General features: G+C 59.5%; 2 protein-coding genes. Both read left to right on the plus strand.

Annotated features, from left to right (window positions below; translation table 11 throughout):
* Positions 1-134: 134 nt before the first annotated feature.
* A complete protein-coding gene (locus ACIQWG_RS38190; protein WP_404104873.1) occupies positions 135-620 on the plus strand; it encodes a type VII secretion system-associated protein in 486 nt (161 codons plus the stop codon).
* 174 nt (positions 621-794) lie between these two features.
* The coding region (locus ACIQWG_RS38195) for an AAWKG family protein (RefSeq protein ID WP_404104876.1) at positions 795-2,879 on the plus strand (2,085 nt) is incomplete at its 3' end.

The raw sequence follows: 2,879 nt of genomic DNA on the forward strand, positions 1-2,879 counted from the left end.
GGGGGGGCCGCGGCCCCCCCCCCCCCCCCCCCCCCCGCCCCCCCCCGCGCGCGCCCCCCCCCCCCCCCCCCCCGGGGGGGGGGGGCCCCCCCCCCCGGGGCGGGCCGCTCTTTGAAGACGGGAGACGAAGCGTCATGACCGATAAGCACGGGGAGCCCCTGAAGCTCGACAAGGAGGGACTTCAAAGATTCATCGAGGATGAGGTCAGGCCATTCATCACAGAGCTCAAGGAAATGACCGAACCCACTCTCTACGGTCCATCGCTGGCACAGGTAATCGGCAGAGAAGAGATGGATCGCAAGGAACTGTGGGGGCTCGCTGTCCCGTTGGCGATCGGAAATATGGCGGGCGGAGACGGCAAATTTCCCGATGTAAAGGGGAGGGAACTGAGTGACAAGGTGATCGCGGCGGCGGAATCGGTGATTGACGTGATCGATTCCCACATCAAGCTGTTCACTGAGATGGAGGAGGGCCTGCTGACCACTGTGAAAACGCTGTTCAAAGAGCAGGAGAATAGCCTGGAGAAGATGCCTGGGGACAAGATCATGGAAGTGTTTGAGGATGTGGACTATTACCTGACCAAGGGGGATCCCGGCTCCGGCAAGCCAGAGGAGAAGTAGCGCTCACCCCCGCCGGGTTTGCTGGGCGCAGGAGCCCGGTACGCAAAGCCGCCAGGTTGTCGTCCGTAGCTGTTACTTCACCATGACGCCGGCCTCGTTGTCAGCCAAGTACATAGCCCTTTCCATCTGACGTCCGCCCTGTCCCACCCTATCTCCACGACGGAGCCCCTCGCCATGGTTTACCCCGCCGACTCCACCGATGACTACTGGGCGCAGGCCGTCGAGCTGTTCACCGGATACCCCATTCCGCCTCGGGCCGGTGTTTTTGAACAGCTCAGGGGTAATGACGAAATCCCTTTGATGGAGGTGAAGATCGAGGATTTCGGAAAGGACACCCCGCCTGCAGAAGATCTCTATCATATTGTCGACAACCTGTACTGGCGGACGGAGAACTCAGGGAGCTCCATCGGGGTCAAGAGCTTTGTCATTCCATTCTATGCTCCGGAGAATGGATCGATGGAAAGGCGGCCGGGCCCGGGCACCGAGGTGGTGCTGAAGAAGGCGCTCATCACCTTGCTGGGCAGCAGTTACACCGCCGAGCCCCCGCACGGTGGTACTGTCGTCGGCGGCAAATTCGGATCATACGATGATGTCGCCCTCTCTCAGTACAGCTATGGCGGCGGTCTAGCCCTGCAGCGACTCCTTACGGAACGCAACACCGTTGGCTTCGAATGGGCGGGCCTGATCGTGCCAAATTCCGCTGCCGTCGACGTGGAATCCTTTGATCGGACCGCCAGAGCGTTCAACAGGGCTGCAATTTTCCTCGATATGCAAAAACTCGTGCTGGAACGGTGGGAGAACCGGCTCGGCAAGGAGCACTCCGAGTGGCGCGGTCGGGCTGCCGGCGTATTCGCTGATCTCATTCACCGGCTGAAAAAGATGTACCAGGACTACTCCGAGGGCATGCCCCATATCGGGTTCGCCGATTCTACTGTCAAAAGGCAACTCGATGAGGCGGCCAGAGCCTTCCTTGCCGAGATCGACATGCTAGTCGGCAGATGGGATTTCTGGCAGTTCTGGCAGGGTAATCCGCTGCGGTGGCTGCACGACCACCTTCTGGAGCTCACCAAGTATATCTGGGACAACAATATTACGGCGACCGGAATCGAATATGAGGAAGCGCCGCGTATGGGCTATGGCCGCTACCCGCAATTCCGGACGTCGCCGCCAACTCCTCATCGGAGGGTCCAGACCCCCAACTTCGATGTCGGGCACGACGCCTATGGGCATCTTGCAGACATGGCCACCTGGCGGAAGATCGGGGAAGCCGCCATCAGGGCCTGGCAGGACTCCGTCCGGTCCAATCTGGGGGATGCGGCCCAGAATGCCCTCATGGCAACTAGGAAAATCTTTTCCATTGACATCAAGCCGATCTCTACGATAAGTGGACCCAGTCTGAATCAGAAACTTCAGAGCGATCTTAATGAAATAGAAAAGGAGAAGGTAGATAAGAAGAATGAGGAAGCGGAAAGGAAGAATCGGGAGAGGGAGAAGAAGGATGAGGAGTACCGGAAGCATCTAGAAGAGCAGCGCAAAGAGGATCAGGGAAATCAGAAGAAACTCCAGGATATCGCCGATGAGCGGTACGAGAAGGAGATGAAGCACCAGGCCGAGATGGAAGACGAGACCCGGAAAAAGCAAGCGGAAGCGGAGAAGAAGGAGGAAGCATACCGGCAGCAGCTGGAAGAGCAGCGTAAAGAGGAAATGGAGAAGCAGGAGGAGCAGCGGAAGGAAGCCCAGAAGGAAGCGGATGAGAGGGAGAAGCGGGCTCGGGAGGATGCGGACAAGCGGGAGCAGGAGCAGCGGGAGTACAACAGTCAAGTAATGGTGCAGCAGAAACTCGAGCAAGAAAAGGATCGGAAGAGGCAGGAAGCCAAGCAGGAGGAGCTCGAGCGTAAGCAAGAGGGCAGGCAGCGGGAGCTGGAGCGTAAGCAGGAGGAGCAGCAGGAGAAGGAGGAGAAGCGACAGCAGGAGTTGGAGCGCAAGCAGGAGGAGCAGGAGAAGAAAGAGCAGGAGCGCCAGCTGGTCCTTGAACGTAAGCAGGAGCTCAGGCAGCGGGAGCTGGAGCGTAAGCAGGAGGAGCAGCAGGAGAAGGAGGAGAAGCGGCGGCAGGAGCTGGAGCACAGGCAGGAGGAGCAGCAGGAGAAGGAGGAGAAGCGGCGGCGGGAGCTGGAGCGTAAGCAGGAGGAGCAGCAGGAGAAGGAGGAGAAGCGGCGGCAGGAGCTGGAGCACAGGCAGGAGGAGCAGCAGGAGAAGGCG

It is taken from the genome of Streptomyces sp. NPDC098781, from assembly GCF_044759995.1.
Classification (GTDB): domain Bacteria; phylum Actinomycetota; class Actinomycetes; order Streptomycetales; family Streptomycetaceae; genus Streptomyces.

What these genes read in the sequence shown, in the direction of transcription:
- ACIQWG_RS38190 (WP_404104873.1), top strand. Translation starts at nt 135, where the DNA reads ATGACCGATAAGCACGGGGAGCCCCTGAAGCTCGACAAGGAGGGACTT.